Source organism: Myxococcus guangdongensis (assembly GCF_024198255.1).
GTDB lineage: Bacteria > Myxococcota > Myxococcia > Myxococcales > Myxococcaceae > Myxococcus > Myxococcus guangdongensis.
This window is the reverse complement of sequence record NZ_JAJVKW010000009.1, coordinates 310526-324469: the sequence shown is the minus strand read 5'-3', so window position 1 is coordinate 324469 and position 13944 is coordinate 310526. Positions and strand designations below refer to the sequence as shown.

Sequence of the window (13944 nt, the reverse complement as noted above, 5' to 3'; positions counted from 1 at the left end):
GATCAAGGCCGACGCGGAACGTCTACACTGAGTCCGACATGAAGATTCGTAATCGGTTGAATCCGTCCAACCCTTGCTTCTCCTTCGAGTTCTTCCCCCCGAAGACGGACGAGGGGGTGGCCAACCTGCTCCGGACGCTGGAGGACCTGGCGCCCCTGGAGCCGGGGTTCGTGTCCGTCACGTACGGGGCCGGCGGCAGCACCCGCGACAGGACGCTGGAGCTGGTCACCCGCATCAAGCAGCAGACGGGCATCGAGGCGATGGCCCACCTGACGTGCGTGGGGCACACCCAGGGCGAGCTGCGGGACGTGCTCCAGCGCCTGGCCGACGCGAAGCTGGACAACGTGCTGGTGCTGCGCGGGGACCCGCCCCAGGGCCAGACGACCTTCCAGCCCACCGAGGGCGGCTTCTCCTATGCGTCGGAGCTGGTGCGATTCATCCGAGAAGAGGATTTCAACTTCTGCCTGGGGGGCGCGTGCTATCCGGAGGGCCACGTGGAGACGGCCTCCCGTGACGACGACCTGCGTCATCTGAAGGCGAAGGTCGACGCGGGGCTGGACTTCGTCGTGACGCAGCTCTTCTTCGACAACGCGTTCTACTTCGACTTCGTGGAGCGGGCCCGCCGCGCGGGCATCAACATCCCCATCGTCCCCGGCATCATGCCCATCACCAACTACGAGCAGGTGCAGCGCTTCACGCGCATGTGCGGAGCCACGGTGCCCATGCGCCTGGGGCTCCAGTTGGAGCGGGTGAAGGACCAGCCAGACGCGCTGGTGCAGCTGGGCGTGGCGCACGCCACGGTGCAGTGCATGGAGCTGTTGTCGCGCGGCGTGCCCGGCATCCACTTCTACACGCTCAACAAGTCCCCGGCGACGCGGATGATCGTGAGCGCCCTGCGAGCCCATCTATGAGTGGTCCTGGCCTCCATCTTCCCCCGGATGATCCGCGCTTCAAGGTCGTGGAGATCATCCGGGCCCCAGCCTTCTTCCTGTTGTGCACCGGGGTGCTGAACGTCTTCTTCAACCTGGCGGGCTTCGCGCTGGCCGCGATGCACGTGACGTCCCCGCTGGTCCCCGCCGGCGCGCCCGCGACGACGCTGGAGCTGAGCTGGTCGCTGGCGCTGATGCTGGTGGTGGGCATCCTCTGCGGCGTGCTCTCCGCGTGGGGCGCGATGAGCGCGATGAACCTCAAGGGCTACGGGCTGGCCACGGTGGGCGGAATCACCGCGCTCTACATCCTGTCGCCGGCGTGCGTGGTCGGCGTGCCGGTGGCCATCTGGATGCTCTTCACGCTGCGACGCGACGGCGTGCGTGAGGCGTTCCGGAGCTGAAGCGCCCCCGTCGTCCCCTGGCTGGAGACGACGGGAGGAAAGCGACAGACGGATGGCACCTTGGTTCGGGGTGGTCCCACGCCGCCCCTGACAGCACTCATTCGGGCCCCCGACTCGCGGCTCACGGCTTCAACGCGGCGGGGACGGACTGACTGGATGACCCGGTCAGCCCCTGCCTCATGGAGTGCACATGACGCCACGCCTGCTGTTGTCCCTTCTGCCCGCCCTGCTGACCACCCTCGTCCTGCATGCGACGCCCGCCTCCGCCCAGTTCGGGCTGACGGACGTGAACTGCACGGGCAACGTGAAGCAGACGTGGACGCCTGGAATCAAGGTGCTGCCGACGAGCGCCCGTCACACGACCCTGGCGACGTACACCGTCTGCTCGTCGGCGGAACCCACCATCCTCGGGGGGAGCATCACCACCGACGGGCTGACCTACGCCAGCTGTCTGGCCGGCGGAGACACCGCCCAGTCCACCGTCCAATGGAGCGACGGGACGTTCTCGACGTTCACGATGTTCGGTGTCGGCTCGTATCCGGTGGCGGGGCTGCAGGTCAGCGCCTCGCTCGGCACGGTCATCGCGGGGCGGTTCATCGGCGACCTGGTCGTGCTCACCCACTCGTACGCCAGCACCCAGTTCTCCGGGTGCCTGACGCCGCTGGGCCTGACGCAGCTGTCGGGCACGAGCACCCTGGTCTTCACCAAGGTCCAGCAGTAACGGCGCCGGCCGCGTCGGTGCGCCGTCGGATTCCGACGCGCGCATGAGACTGGCGGCCGGACTGGTGCGGCACCCGGAGGGACATCACTCCTCCCAGGTGCCCGCAGCGTCCGCGGGCAGGGGCGGAGGACTCGGACCGGGTCCTCCGCGTCACCCCGAAGTCCACGGAGCCACCCCATGAAGTCGAACCGTCCGTCGCGCCTGTCTCCCCTGCTGTTCGCGCTCACCCTGCTGGCTGGCCCCGCGGGGGCCCAGATGGGGATGATCGACCTGGTCTGCACCGGCACGGCCCGCCAGGCGTGGGACCCCGGGCTCAGGTTGTCGAACCGGGATGTCTCCTATTCGAACGAGTCGAGCTACGGCGAGTGCCTCTCGCGGGAGCCGCTCGTCAACGCCGGACAGCTCACGGCCCAATCCGAGCTGACCACCAGCTGCGTGTCCAACCTGGGCCCCACCCGGGCCAGCGTGACGTGGAACGACGGCTCCAGCTCCACCTTCTCCGTCCAGGGCGCCGGCATCCACGTCGTCGAAGGGACGCGCGCCTTCGTCTCCATCGGAATGGTGACGGAGGGCCGCTTCCAGGGTGACGCGGTGGTGATGACGTATGCACTGTCGCCCATGGACCTGGCGCCGTGCCTCTATTCGGGCCTCAACGCGCTGTCCGGCCCGACGACGCTGCGCCTCACCCGGCTGTTCTGAGCCGGGGCCTCACGACGGGCAGGCGACACCGCTCGCCGCCCGTGTCCCCGGCAGGCTGACGGTGAAGACGCTGCCCTCCCCCTCGCGGCTCTCCACCCGGAGCGTGCCGCCGTGCTGCCGGAGGGTGGAGGAGACCACCGTCAGGCCCAGGCCGGTGCCGTGCTCCTTGGTGGTGAAGAGCGGCTCGAAGATGCGCTCGAGCACGCTCGCCGGAATCCCATCCCCGTTGTCGGCCACGCGGATGTGGAAGGCACACCCGCTGGCCATCTCCGCGGAGACCTCCACTTTGCCCTCGCGGCCTCGCGGCATGGACTCCACCGCGTTCTGCACCAGGTTGATGAGCACCTTGCGCAAGAGCTCCCGGTCCACCCAGGGCGGCTCCAGGCCCGCGGACACGTGGTTGACCACGCGCACCGCCTCGCGCGCGGGGACCAGGTCGATGACCTCCTCCACCAACCCGTGCAGCGAGCACGGCTGGAGCACCAGCGGCCTGTCCCGCACCAGCTCCAGCATCTCCGACGTGAGGCTGGCGCAGACGGACAGCTCCCGCTCGATGATGCCCAGGAAGCGCTGGAGCCGCTCGTCCTCCTGCGCGCCGCCCACGTTGCGCAGCCGCCGCACCACCGCCGCGTTCGCCGTGCGCGCCGCGGCCAGGGGGTTTCGCAGCTCGTGGCTCACCGTGGCCGTCAGCTGTCCCACCGTCGCGAGCTTCTCCATCCGGGCCACCCGCTCACGCGAGTCGCGCAGCTCCCGGCCGCTGTGCTCCACCAACCGCACCCGCTCCTGCCGCTCCCGCTCGCACGCCCGCTCCAACAGCACCTGCCGCTCCGCCACGCGCGTCATCTCCCGCAGCACGCCCCGGCACGCGAGCACCAGCACCCCATCCACCAGGCCCACCCAGAACGTCAGCTCCAGCGCGCTCCACGACGGCCCCCCCGCGAAGGCCGCCCCCGGCTCCGGCCACCCGATGCTGCGCGCCACGTGCACCACCACCGCCGTCACCCCCGCCGTCACCAGCACGTGGATGTCCCGGTAGAAGCTCAAGAGCGCCAGCGAGCCGAAGACATGGAAGTACGTCTCCAGCCTCCCGCCCGACAGGTGCACGAGCAGCACGGACCACAACACCTGCGTCACCGCCATCACCTGCCGCGTCACCACGGCGCCCGGCCGCAGGAACGCCAGCGTCACCGGGATGATGGACAGAGGCCCACCCAACAGCACCGCCCCCCACAGGGGATCGGGCGACAGGTGGGGCGCCGGTCCCCACGAGGGCATGGACGTCACCCACGCGAGGCCGAGCGCGAAGAGCCATTGGCCCACCATCAACCCCAGACACAGCCGGTCCGCGCGGGCCCGCACCGCGGCCAGGTACTCCGCCACCAGCGCTCGCGCACGCGTCGCCATCGCCCCATCGGACGACAACGAGGCCAGCCGTCCGGACTCCGTCGTCGGCACGGCCGGACACGAGCGGGACTCCCGCTTGCCCGCATGCGCTGACGTCGCCCGGCCCACGAGCGATTCCACTTCAAGATTGGTCGCCATCCTCAGGCTCACCCCGGCCGTACTGGCCCCTCAGGATCCGCGCCATCTTAACGCGCCCCGCCTATCCGGCAATACAGTTATTTCCGCTTAGACTGGGTGTGATACCGACAACATACCCGTCGTGCCACGGGACCATGTGGCCGGCCGAGCGCAATGACAGGCATTGTACCCAGGTACAATTCCAACGCCAGACGTCCACCCATCCCCGCAATCCCGATTTGAATCGAGTTGCAGGAAATCACCCTGGCCATATCATCCGCGCGTGGTGCTGGCGGAGGACCCGGCTCGAAGCCGGTCGGAGTCGGAGTCCGATTCCAACCCGGGCCCGAGGTCCCGCCGACGGCTGGCGTTGGTTCAGGGCTCCGCTCCGCCCCCGGGGGGGTGGGCGGAGTGGAGCCCGTGGTTTCAGTCCGGCCTGGGGCTCGCGTCGTGCGCCAGCAGCTTGCGCAGCAGCGGCTCCACCAGCTGCGTGCCCCGCATGGCCAGGCGCCACCGCGACGGAATGGCCCGCACGCCTCCGAGCACGCCCGCGATTCCGCCCGCCACCGCGGCCGTGGTGTCGGTGTCATGGCCCAGGCGGATGGCGCTCCGGACCACCCCTTCATAGTCGCCGCCCGTGGCCACGCAGTCGCGCGCCGAGCGCAGGCAATCCACCACATAGCCGGTGCCCCGGCCCGGCGTGTCCTCGGCGCCGAGCGGGAGGATGGCGCCGTCCAGCTCCTCGCGCGCCTCGCTGCCCTCCGGATACAACGCGCGGAAACCCGACACGGCCTCGTCCCAGGGGCGCGCGGCGCCCTCGAGCGCGCGGCGGGCCCAAAGACAGTACACAGCACAACACACGCGTGCCCGCACGTGGCCATGTGTCACCAAGGACTGGAGCATCGCGTCCGAGACGAGCTGTGCGTCACTGCCCCGGTGCCACAGCGCCAGCGGCAACACCCGCATCAATGAGCCGTTGCCATTGTCCTGGACGCCCGAGGGGCCGGCGCTGGTGGCGGGGACGCCGGCGCGAAACATGGCCAGGGCCCGGTCGGTCTGGATGCCCACGTCGAAGACCTGTCCGTCCACGGCCAGGTAGCCCCACTCGCGCCAGTTCACCATCCGCCGGCCCAGGTCCTCGAGGTCCAGGCGGCCATTCCAGAGCAATGAATCCAACAGGCACAGCGCATGGGCGCCGTCATCCGACCAGGTCCCCGCGGGCACGCCCGGGTGCGCGCGGTGGAAGCCCTCGGGGGGCGCGAACTCGATGTCCCGCTCCGGGGGAATCGCCTCGGGGGCGTGGAACTCGTACGGCACCCCCAGGGCATCTCCCACGAGCAACCCCCAGAGCCCCCCCTCCAGCCGCTCCTCACGCGATGGCACGCTCGTCCTCCCTCGAACCGACAGGACGCTGACGCTCCCGCCGAGCCCTCCCGGCGTCAAGCCTCGTCGGGCCGCTCCTCCCGATGGACGCATGCGGCCGGACGGGCGGCGGCCTCCGCGTCCGAGCGGGACAGCGGGGCGATGTGCCCTTCGGAGGCGCTCCGCACCTTCGTTCCCTGAAGAGTCGTTCGCACCGGAGCCCGAGGCTCCAGCCGTCCGAGAGCGACTCCCCGCACCGGGGCGACTGGTGCCGAACGAAGCGGAGGAGAAATCACATGTTCAACCTCATCGACATGGTGCGTGAGCGTTTCACGGGCAACGTGATGCAGAAGATGGGGTCCTCGCTGGGTGAGGACCCGATGTCGCTGGGCCGGGCCCTGCCGGGCGCCATCGCCGCGATTGGCGGGAGCGTGGCGGAGCGAGGCGCCACCGAGGGCGGCGCGCAGCGGCTCCTGTCGCAGCTCAACGAGGGCGGCTTCACGGGGCCCAACGCGGGCAACGAGGACGTCTTCGCGCCGGACATGGCCGAGCGCGGCCAGGGCATGCTCAGCGGGCTGTTCGGCGACAAGCTGGGGGCCGTCACCAGCGCGCTGGGTCGCACGGGCGGCCTGAGCAACAGCAAATCCGCCACGGGCATGATGGCCATGGTGGCGCCCATCTTGATGGGGGTCATCGGCAAGCACGTGCGCGACAACCGCATGGGCGCCTCCGGCCTGTCGCAGCTGTTGGGCGGCCAGCGCTCCATGCTCGCCGCGGCGCTGCCCGCGGGGCTGGGCAGCATCCTGGGCATGGGCGGCGCGGGGCCTCGCGTCGTCGAGGAGGTCCAGGAGACGCGCTCCATCCCCACCGTGGAGACGGTGCGCCGGCAGCAGCCCATCGAGCGGGTGCCGGTGCACCATGAGGAGCCCAAGAAGCGCAACCTGGGCTGGGTCATCCCGGTGGCGCTGCTCGCGCTGCTGGCCGGGTGGTTCCTCACCCGCTCGCGGCGCGACGAGCCCCGCCGTCAACAGGCCAGCGTCACCCAGCCGGCCCGGCCGGCCCAGCCCGCCCCGTCGCGAGAGGTGGACACCGGCGTGGGCGGCGCGGGCAGCGCGGGCATGAGCACGCCGACCATCGCCCGGGACGCGCAGACGATGCGCCAGGCCATCGAGGGGGGCGCGAAGAGCTTCGTGCTCGCTGGCGTGGGCTTCGAGGAGGGCTCCGCGCGCCTGACGCCGCAGAGCGACGCGAGCGTGGGGCAGCTGGCCTCCGTGCTGCGCGAGAAGCCCAACGCGCGCGTGCGCATCGAAGGGCATACCGACTCCACCGGCGACGCGAACATCAACCGGCAGCTGGCGCAGCAGCGCGCGGAGTCGGTGCGCTCGGCGCTCGTCGCGGATGGCATCGCCGCCAACCGCGTGGACGTGGCCGCGGTGGGCTCCGGACAGCCGGTGGCGTCCAATGACACGGCGCAGGGTCGCGACATGAACCGTCGCATCGAGGTCCAGGTCCTGAGCCGCTGAAGCCCCCTCCCCTCCCAGGGAGCCCAGGCCCCTCGCGCGAGCCTTCGCGCGGGGGGCTTGTCGCATCGCGCCGTCCACCCTGGATGCGTTTTGCATGAGACACGTCGCGCCAGCCTCCGTTTCATCCAGGCGTGGTCTTCGAGGAACGACCAGAAAACACCAGTCCACCGCTGGCCCACAGCGCGGGCTGTGCATTGGCTGTCACCGCGCCCCGAGCCCGCCTCCACGCGCCGCGCCGCGCGCCTCCGTCTGGCGGCGCCCTCAATTGTCCCCACAAAGACAGCGCACACCGACTCGCGTCCCAGCCGGGCGGGCTTTCCTGGCTACGCGGATTGCCGCACTTTCAAGGGGAGGCAGCCCGGGCGCGAAGTGGCGCGGGTCGCGAGTTCCAACACGGGGGGAGTCCATGACAGTGATTGCGTTCCGGAGCCGGGAGAGGGAGGTCCTGGACCCTGGCTGTGAGCTGGAGCGCCGCCTGGGACTGGCGGCGAGCGAGGACCGCGCGCGCGGCATGTTCTTCCTGGGCGTGCTCGACGTGGTGCGCCGCGAGGCGGGCGAGACGCAGGCGGCGCGGTGTCTGGCGGCGTCCGGGGAGCGGCGCTTCGTGCCGTTCTTCCTCTACCCCGTCAGCGCCTTCCTGCGGATGTCCTTCGCGGCGGCGGAAATCCTGGCGCCCAGGCTGGGAGGCTTCGAGACGGCGATGCGCATCATCGGCGCGCAGGCCACCCATGACTTCCTGGACTCGGTGGTGGGGCGCAGTTTCCTGATGCTCGCGGCGGGAGACCCGCGTCGGCTCGTGAACAACCTGCCGTCGGGCTACCGCACGGCCGTCACGTACGGCGAGCGCCATGTCACCTGGATGGGCCACCAGGAAGGCTGCATCAACGTGTTCAGGGACTTCATGCCGCACACCTACCACGAGGGGGTGTTGCTGGCGGTGTTGCAGGCGGTGGGCACGCGCGTGGCGCGGGTGCGTGGACGGCCGCTGAGCCTGCTGGATTGCGAATACGTCGTGTCCTGGGCGTAGGAAGCGACGCCATCTCATCAAGAGCGGCGTCGGGTGTGAAGTGTCGTTCAACTCCGCCCGGGGGGTGCGTGGGTTTCCCGACCAGGCGGCGTACCACCGGGACATGGACGTGAGCACGCAACCGGAAGAGGCGGCGCAGGCGGGCTCCGAGCCCGGCAGGGTGGTGGATCCGCTCACGCAGCTCGCGCGGAGGCTGGCCTCCGCCACCGTCCACGACAAGACGCGGGGCATGTTCTTCCTTGGCACGCTGGAGGTGGTGCGCGCCATCGCCGGAGAGGCCACGCGGGAGCGCTGCGCGCGCGCCACGAAGGAGCGCAGGTTCGTCCCGTTCTTCCTCTACCCCGTCAATGACTTCCTTCGGCTGGCGTATTGCGCGGCGGGGTTGCTCGCGCCTCGCCTGGGGAGCTTCGACGCGGCGATGATGACGTTGGGCGAGAAGTCCGCGAAGGACTTCCTCGAGTCCGCGGTGGGCCGCACGCTCTTGAACGTGGCCAATGGCTCACCTCGGAGGCTGGTGGACAACATCCCCTGGGGCTATGCGGCGTCCGTCAACTACGGGACGCGGACCGTGTCGTGGAGCGGCGAGCGCGAGGGCTGTCTGCACGTGCGCGGCGACTTCATGCCGCCGCCGTATCACCAGGGCGTGCTGAAGGCGGCGCTCGAGGCCCTCGGCGCGCGACAGGTGCGCATCGAGGGCCGCGAGCTGGAGCTGCTCGACTGTGATTACTCGCTGTCCTGGGAGTGAGGCGCCACGCCCACCGCGGGCGTCTCGTTCTTGCTGATGTAGTCGATGAGGGCCGCGTAGAACTCGGCCTCGTTGAAGAGGTCCGGCCCGAAGCCCACGACGTCCAGGTGGTCCTGGTCCAGGACGCTGTTGAGCGAGGTCATCTGCGGCTCGCCCGGCAGGTTGATGTTCGACACGGGGGCGATGCTGACATCCCGCGCGAGGGTGTCCAGGCCGAACGGTGACACGGTGTAGCGCAGGCGATGACCCATCTGCTGGGAGTTGATGCCCACCACGCCATCATCGTCGCGCTCGACGCGCACGCCGTCGCCCTTGCCCGCGGCGCCGTCGTTGTCACAGTCATGGAGGCAATAGCCATCCCCGTCGATGTTGACGAGGAGCTGGAGGGTCTGGAACGCGGGGCTGAGGTTCAGCCCATGCTGCGCGGTCAGCACGGACGCGTAGTGGGACGCGTAACGCGAGTCGAGGGGGTTGTTGTCATTGAAGGCCCTCGCGCCCGTGGTGACGCCATCCAGGGGGTCATGGTCCTCGTAGACGAGCTGCTTCATGGCGGCGACCGGGTCGTTGCCCTGCTCGTAAACCCCGTTGCCGTAGAGGGTCGCGAGGAGGTTGGCCACCTGCGTGACAGTGGGGCTCGTGTCGAGCACGGCCTTGGCCACGGGCGAGCCCCGGTGCGGCGAGGCGATGCTCACCATGACCTCCACCACCCGGCGGCCCTTTCGCAAGGAGAGCACCCGCGCCGCCTTGCGCGCGTCCATGCCGCCCTGGGAGTGGCCCACGATGTTGACCCGTCGCGCCCCCGTGGTGGCCAGCACGCTCTCGATTTCATTCGCCAATGCCTCTCCGCGAGCCTCCGAGGACTCGAAGGGCTGGACCTGCGTGGCGAAGGCTTTCTGCCCGGGGTCCAGGAAGACATTGCAACCCAGCTCGAGGAGCTCGTCACACGCGTCCCCCACGAAGTTCCCCAGTTCGTCTCCCCAGTATTCGAAGCCCGCCAGGTCATCGAACCCAGCCAGGCCATGCGCGAAGACCACGGGATGAAGGGTGCGCTGCGCGCGCGGAGCCCACTGAGCCCACGCCGTGTAGGGACTCGCCGCGAACCCGACACAGGCCCACAGGCCCACGCTTCGAATGACACTCATGTCGCCACTCCTTGCCCACGCCACGCGAGGGCTCGACGCCATGCGGGCATCCCCCGTTCCCGCACCGCTCGTGGCCCGCCCCGATGAAACAGGCTGGCACCCACCGAGGGACAAGGTGCGACACGACAGGGCGGGCACATCCGCGGCCCGGGTGGAGGTCTCGTCGGCGGGTGCCCGCCTAGTTAGTCACGCATTCCCAGCGCGTGAGCGTCAGCTCCCGGAGACCGCATGAAACGTCCCGCCACGGTGTCCGGGAGACAATCACCGCGCCTGCGTCTGTCCATGGGCGGAAAGGACGCCCCCCGGCTGTCAATCCGAGGAAGGAGCCAGGCCACGCACCGCGGCCTCGAGCGTGTTCCGGATGAGCATGGCGATGGTCATGGGGCCCACGCCGCCGGGCACGGGGGTGATGAACGAGGCGCGCTCGGCGGCGGCCTGGAACTCCACGTCCCCCACCAGCTTGCCGTCCTCCTCCTTGCGATTCATCCCCACGTCGATGACGACGGCGCCGGGCTTTATCCACGCGCCCTTCACCAGCTCCCGTACGCCCGCGGCCACCACGAGGATGTCCGCGCGGGAGACCTCGGAAGGCAAGTCACTCTTGCTGTGGCACACGGTGACGGTGGCGTTGCGCTGCAGGAGCATCAGCGCCATGGGCTTGCCCACGATGTTGCTGCGCCCCACCACCACCGCGCGCTTGCCGGAGGGCTCGCAGCCGATCTCCTCCAACAGCCGCATCACCCCCAGCGGCGTGCACGCGCGCGTCGCCGGGCGCCCCAGGACCAGGTTGCCCGCGTTGAGGGGATGGAAGCCGTCCACGTCCTTCTCCGGCCGCACCGCGGAGATGATGACGTCCGGGTCGATGTGTCGGGGCAGGGGCAGCTGCACGAGGACGCCGTGCACGGCGGGGTCGTCGTTGAGCCGGCGCACCAGCGCGAGCAGCTCGTCCTGGGAGACGGTGGAGTCGCGATGGTGCTCCCAGGAGAGGAAGCCCACCTCCTCGGCCGCCTTCTTCTTGCCGGTGACGTACGTCTTCGACGCGGGGTCCTCCCCTACCCGTACGACGGCGAGCCCGGGGACCAGGCCCCTCTCCACCCTGAGGCGGTCCACCTCCGCCCTCACCTCCGCCCGGACACGCGCCGCCACTGCCTTGCCATCGATCAACTGGGCCATAGGGCGCCCCACTCTATGAGAGACTCCCCCGGCAGCAGGGAGGTAAACGGCGGCCATGGGCTCAGGAAAAGTGCTGGGGGCGATGATAGGTCTCATGGTCGGGCTGCTCATCGGCAGTCCCTGGGCCATCATCCTGCTCGGAGTCGTCGGCGGCGTCGTCGGGCACCGCTTCGACGAGATGAACGCCCTGCCCGCCGAGTCCCCCGACGCCCTCGCGGACTTCCCCCCTCTGGCCCACCCGTCCTTCAGCGCCCCCAACGCTCCGCGCGACGCGCGCTCCGTGCAGGAGGAGGCCGACGCCCACCTCACCCGCAGCCTGTGCGCCCTCTTCGTCGAGGTGGCCCGCGCCGACGGGGAGGTGCGCCGCGAGGAGGTGAAGGAGATCCGCCGCTACTTCGAGGAGGTCCTCAAGTACGGCCCGGACTCGCTCGACTTCGTGCGCGGCCGCCTCAAGGACTTCATCGCCGTGCCACCCAACCTGGACGACGCCGCGGCCGCCTGCCAGGAGGCCATGCCGTCACTCGAGCGGCGGCGCCTGCTGGACTCGCTGTTCGAGCTGTCCCTGGTGGACGGGGCGCTGCAGCGCTCCGAGCGCGAGGTGCTCAGCCGCGTGGGCGACGCGCTGGGCCTGTCCCCCGACGAACAGCGCGCCATCGCCGCGCTGCACCTGGGCGACGCCTCGCCCCACTACGAGGCGCTCGGGCTGTCCGCCGACGCCACGGACTCCGAGGTGAAGACCGCCTTCCGCCGGCTCGCGGCCGAGCTGCACCCGGACAAGCATGCCCACCTGAAGGGCGAGGACGCCGACGAGGTGGCCCGCCGCTTCCAGGAGGTCCGCGACGCCTACGAGGAAATCCGACGCCTGCGCGGCCTGTAGCCCTGGGTTACAACCCGCGCGAGCGACTCGAAGAGAAAGCCCCCCATGAGCCAGCACCGCAAGCCGCCCCCGCCCAAGAAGAAGGAAGAGGCCTTCCAGAACAACCCCTTCAAGAGCGCCATCAAGGGCATCCAGGAGCAGGAGAAGAAGGAGAAGGAGGCCCAGGCCCTCGCGGCGGAGGAGGCTCGCAAGAAGAAGGTCCCACCCCCCGCCGCGCCCGCGCGCAAGAGCAAGGCCGCGCACGAGAGCCCCGAGGACGAGGCGTCCCTCTTCTTCTCCGCCATGGACGGCGTGGCGCAGATCACCCACCGCGGCGAGCCCCCCAAGTCCAACCCCCGCCTGCCGGAGCTGGTGGACGAGAACGCGGAGGCGCTCGCGGAGCTGAGCGAGCTGGTCGCCGGCGGTCCGGGCGAGTTCGACATCGCGGAGGTGGGCGAGCACATCGAGGGCCTGGGGCCCGGCGTCGACCGCAACCTGCTGCGCTCGCTCAGGCGCGGGGACTTCTCCATCCAGGGCCAGCTGGACTTGCACGGCATGACGCAGCTGGAGGCCCGCGCCGCGCTGGAGCGTTTCCTGTCCGACAGCCGCCGCGCCCGCCGCCGCTGCGTGCTCGTGGTCCACGGCCGCGGTTTGCACTCCAAGCAACAGCTGCCTGTGTTGAAGGAGCTGCTCAAGGCGTGGCTGTCGCAGAAGCGCATCAACGCGGCGGTGCTGGCGTTCTGCACCGCACGTCCGCAGGACGGTGGGACGGGGGCGCTGTACCTGCTGCTCCGGCGGTGACGGCCGTATCCTTTACGCGCGCCCGGCACTGTGCATACATGCCGCCATGGCACGCGAACTGATCGACCTGCACATCCACGTGGGCGGCTCGGTGGCCCCCCACATCCTCTGGTCCATCGCCCATCAGCAAGGCTTCAAGCTCCCCGTCAAGACGTACTTCGACTTCGTGGAGCTCATCACCTCCCGTCCGGGCAAGGTGGGGAGCCTCGATGACTACCTGAAGATCCTCCACACCTGGACGGAGAAGATCCAGTCATCGCCGAGCGCGATCGAGCGCTCCGTCTACGAGATCATCGGCAAGGAGTACCGCGGCAGCCGGGTGACGCAAATCGAGCTGCGCTTCAACCCGATGAAGCGCAACCTGCACTCGGAGCTGGACCTGGACCACATCATCCACGCCGCGCTGCGCGGCATGGACCGGGCGGTGCTCGAGTACGGCGTGAAGGTGGGCTTCATCTTCTGCCTGGCGCGCGAGTTCGACCACCGGCTCAACAGCATCCTCGTGGACAAGGCCATCAAGTACCGCACGCGCGGCGTGTACGGCATCGACCTGGCCGGCACGGAGACGAACGCGATGGAGCTCAAGCCGGAGGTGGTGGCCCAGTACGAGGACCTCTTCGGCCGGGCGCGCAAGGCGGGCCTGAAGTGCACGGTGCACACCGGCGAGACGAAGGGCACGGGCGCCGAGGGCGTCATGTCCGTGGTGGACAAGCTCAAGCCGCACCGCATCGGCCATGGCATCCGCGCGGCCTATGACGAGAACGCGATGAAGGTGCTGCGCGAGCAGGACATCGTCCTGGAGCTGTGCCCCACCTCCAACCTGCACACCAAGGCGGTGGAGGGCATCGAGGAGCTGCGCCACATCGTCCGGACGTTCTGGGACCGCAAGGTGAAGTTCACCATCAACACCGACGGCCCCTACCTGCTGGAGACGGACATGCGCCGGGAGATCGAGCTCATCGAGAGCCACGGCATCCTCACGCCGGAGCAGGTGGACCAGACGCTGGCGTGGGCACGTCAGGCGTCGTTCATCCCGGGCTGAGC

The 13944-nt window shown here is 69.8% G+C and carries 14 protein-coding genes; 10 read left to right on the top strand and 4 right to left on the bottom strand.

Annotation, left to right across the window (positions count from 1 at the left end):
* Positions 1-38: 38 nt before the first annotated feature.
* From metF to LXT21_RS27230, 4 genes are all read left to right on the top strand, one after another.
* On the top strand, positions 39-911 hold the full coding sequence (gene metF / locus LXT21_RS27245) for a methylenetetrahydrofolate reductase [NAD(P)H] (protein WP_254041117.1): 873 nt from the start codon (positions 39-41) through the stop codon (positions 909-911).
* Positions 908-1330 (top strand): hypothetical protein, encoded by a 423-nt coding sequence (locus LXT21_RS27240; RefSeq protein ID WP_254041116.1) that lies wholly within the window; start codon positions 908-910, stop codon positions 1328-1330. Before metF ends, LXT21_RS27240 begins: the two co-directional genes overlap by 4 nt.
* A 190-nt stretch (positions 1331-1520) precedes the next feature.
* Positions 1521-2051: a hypothetical protein gene (locus tag LXT21_RS27235; protein WP_254041115.1), complete on the top strand. Its 531-nt coding sequence runs from the start codon at positions 1521-1523 to the stop codon at positions 2049-2051.
* Between the two features lie 177 nt (positions 2052-2228).
* Positions 2229-2750 (top strand): hypothetical protein, encoded by a 522-nt coding sequence (locus LXT21_RS27230; protein ID WP_254041114.1) that lies wholly within the window; start codon positions 2229-2231, stop codon positions 2748-2750.
* A gap of 9 nt (positions 2751-2759) precedes the next feature.
* On the opposite strand, the gene LXT21_RS27225 is transcribed toward LXT21_RS27230, so the two are convergent.
* Together LXT21_RS27225 and LXT21_RS27220 are read right to left on the bottom strand one after the other, a co-directional pair.
* A complete protein-coding gene (locus LXT21_RS27225) occupies positions 2760-4292 on the bottom strand; it encodes a sensor histidine kinase (protein WP_254041113.1) in 1533 nt (510 codons plus the stop codon).
* 405 nt (positions 4293-4697) lie between these two features.
* The gene (locus LXT21_RS27220; protein ID WP_254041112.1) at positions 4698-5654 is read right to left on the bottom strand and encodes an ADP-ribosylglycohydrolase family protein; all 957 of its coding nucleotides are present in this window, start codon (positions 5652-5654) and stop codon (positions 4698-4700) included.
* A gap of 275 nt (positions 5655-5929) precedes the next feature.
* Between LXT21_RS27220 and LXT21_RS27215 the strand changes: the two genes are divergently transcribed.
* From LXT21_RS27215 to LXT21_RS27205, 3 genes are all read left to right on the top strand, one after another.
* The gene (locus LXT21_RS27215) at positions 5930-7156 is read left to right on the top strand and encodes an OmpA family protein (protein ID WP_254041111.1); all 1227 of its coding nucleotides are present in this window, start codon (positions 5930-5932) and stop codon (positions 7154-7156) included.
* A gap of 406 nt (positions 7157-7562) precedes the next feature.
* Positions 7563-8183, top strand: a complete 621-nt coding sequence (locus LXT21_RS27210) for a TIGR02265 family protein (protein WP_254041110.1) — start codon at positions 7563-7565, stop codon at positions 8181-8183.
* Between the two features lie 109 nt (positions 8184-8292).
* A complete protein-coding gene (locus tag LXT21_RS27205; RefSeq protein ID WP_254041109.1) occupies positions 8293-8928 on the top strand; it encodes a TIGR02265 family protein in 636 nt (211 codons plus the stop codon).
* Here LXT21_RS27205 and LXT21_RS27200 read toward each other — a convergent pair.
* Together LXT21_RS27200 and folD are read right to left on the bottom strand one after the other, a co-directional pair.
* On the bottom strand, positions 8907-10070 hold the full coding sequence (locus LXT21_RS27200) for an esterase/lipase family protein (RefSeq protein WP_254041108.1): 1164 nt from the start codon (positions 10068-10070) through the stop codon (positions 8907-8909). The genes LXT21_RS27205 and LXT21_RS27200 overlap by 22 nt on opposite strands.
* A gap of 309 nt (positions 10071-10379) precedes the next feature.
* Positions 10380-11243: a bifunctional methylenetetrahydrofolate dehydrogenase/methenyltetrahydrofolate cyclohydrolase FolD gene (gene folD, locus LXT21_RS27195; protein WP_254041107.1), complete on the bottom strand. Its 864-nt coding sequence runs from the start codon at positions 11241-11243 to the stop codon at positions 10380-10382.
* A 94-nt stretch (positions 11244-11337) separates the two neighbouring features.
* Here folD and LXT21_RS27190 point away from each other — a divergent pair, with 94 nt between their 5' ends.
* Genes LXT21_RS27190 through LXT21_RS27180 form a run of 3 tightly spaced genes read left to right on the top strand, consistent with a single transcriptional unit; the run spans position 11338 to position 13942 of the window.
* Positions 11338-12120 carry a TerB family tellurite resistance protein gene (locus LXT21_RS27190; RefSeq protein ID WP_323395020.1) on the top strand — a complete coding sequence of 261 codons (783 nt, stop codon included), beginning with the start codon at positions 11338-11340 and terminating at the stop codon, positions 12118-12120.
* 45 nt (positions 12121-12165) lie between these two features.
* Positions 12166-12900, top strand: coding sequence for a Smr/MutS family protein (locus LXT21_RS27185; protein ID WP_254041105.1), 735 nt, complete (start codon positions 12166-12168; stop codon positions 12898-12900).
* A gap of 46 nt (positions 12901-12946) precedes the next feature.
* Positions 12947-13942, top strand: a complete 996-nt coding sequence (locus LXT21_RS27180; protein WP_046713272.1) for an amidohydrolase family protein — start codon at positions 12947-12949, stop codon at positions 13940-13942.
* Positions 13943-13944: the final 2 nt, after the last annotated feature.

Excerpts from the sequence above, each read along its gene's own strand:
- metF (WP_254041117.1), top strand. The coding sequence starts at position 39 with ATGAAGATTCGTAATCGGTTGAATCCGTCCAACCCTTGCTTCTCCTTC.
- LXT21_RS27240 (WP_254041116.1), top strand. The coding sequence starts at position 908 with ATGAGTGGTCCTGGCCTCCATCTTCCCCCGGATGATCCGCGCTTCAAG.
- LXT21_RS27235 (WP_254041115.1), top strand. The coding sequence starts at position 1,521 with ATGACGCCACGCCTGCTGTTGTCCCTTCTGCCCGCCCTGCTGACCACC.
- LXT21_RS27230 (WP_254041114.1), top strand. The coding sequence starts at position 2,229 with ATGAAGTCGAACCGTCCGTCGCGCCTGTCTCCCCTGCTGTTCGCGCTC.
- LXT21_RS27225 (WP_254041113.1), bottom strand. The coding sequence starts at position 4,292 with ATGGCGACCAATCTTGAAGTGGAATCGCTCGTGGGCCGGGCGACGTCA.
- LXT21_RS27215 (WP_254041111.1), top strand. The coding sequence starts at position 5,930 with ATGTTCAACCTCATCGACATGGTGCGTGAGCGTTTCACGGGCAACGTG.
- LXT21_RS27210 (WP_254041110.1), top strand. The coding sequence starts at position 7,563 with ATGACAGTGATTGCGTTCCGGAGCCGGGAGAGGGAGGTCCTGGACCCT.
- LXT21_RS27200 (WP_254041108.1), bottom strand. The coding sequence starts at position 10,070 with ATGAGTGTCATTCGAAGCGTGGGCCTGTGGGCCTGTGTCGGGTTCGCG.
- folD (WP_254041107.1), bottom strand. The coding sequence starts at position 11,243 with ATGGCCCAGTTGATCGATGGCAAGGCAGTGGCGGCGCGTGTCCGGGCG.
- LXT21_RS27190 (WP_323395020.1), top strand. The coding sequence starts at position 11,338 with ATGGTCGGGCTGCTCATCGGCAGTCCCTGGGCCATCATCCTGCTCGGA.
- LXT21_RS27185 (WP_254041105.1), top strand. The coding sequence starts at position 12,166 with ATGAGCCAGCACCGCAAGCCGCCCCCGCCCAAGAAGAAGGAAGAGGCC.
- LXT21_RS27180 (WP_046713272.1), top strand. The coding sequence starts at position 12,947 with ATGGCACGCGAACTGATCGACCTGCACATCCACGTGGGCGGCTCGGTG.